Origin of the sequence: Protofrankia sp. CiP1_Cm_nod2 (assembly GCF_920664355.1) — a bacterium.
Classification (GTDB): domain Bacteria; phylum Actinomycetota; class Actinomycetes; order Frankiales; family Frankiaceae; genus Protofrankia.
The window spans coordinates 2,990-3,424 of sequence record NZ_CAKKTL010000268.1 but is presented as its reverse complement, the minus strand read 5'-3'; the positions used below and the strand labels follow the sequence as shown (position 1 = coordinate 3,424).

The following is a 435-nucleotide window of genomic DNA, read 5'->3' as shown; positions in this document are numbered from 1 at the left end:
TGACCGGAATCGCCCGACAGCGGGAAGCAGCGGACACCGGCTCACCCCGGTCGGCCCACGCAACCTCCACTCCTGCGAGAACGGCCGGCAGCCCCGCCCGGCCACCCAGGGCCGTCGCGGCAGCCCCCGTCCTCCCGCCCGACCACGACCCCGCGCAGATCCGCTCATGGGCACGCGCCAACGGACGCCACATAGGCGACCGAGGCCGCATCCCGTCCGACGTCATCGACGCCTTCCGGCAGGCTCACGCAACCCCCTAGTCAGGGCAGGTGGAGCACCCCAGTCAAGGTCAACAAGCCGCTCGAGGAGCACGGAACGTTTTCCCTTCCTCGCCGTTCCCCGCCGGGGGCACGCGCTGGCTTGTCGTGCTCGCCGATCTCTGATCGGCTTTGCCGGGGCCGCGATATCTGCCCGGGGGGCGGCCCCCGGACCCCT

Annotated in this window: 1 protein-coding gene; it reads left to right on the top strand. The window is 72.2% G+C overall.

Going from position 1 to position 435, the window contains the following annotated elements; all coding sequences use genetic code 11:
- Positions 1 to 8: 8 nt before the first annotated feature.
- Positions 9 to 260, top strand: a complete 252-nt coding sequence (locus NBW84_RS24585) for an Lsr2 family DNA-binding protein (RefSeq protein WP_445548796.1) — start codon at positions 9 to 11, stop codon at positions 258 to 260.
- Positions 261 to 435: the final 175 nt, after the last annotated feature.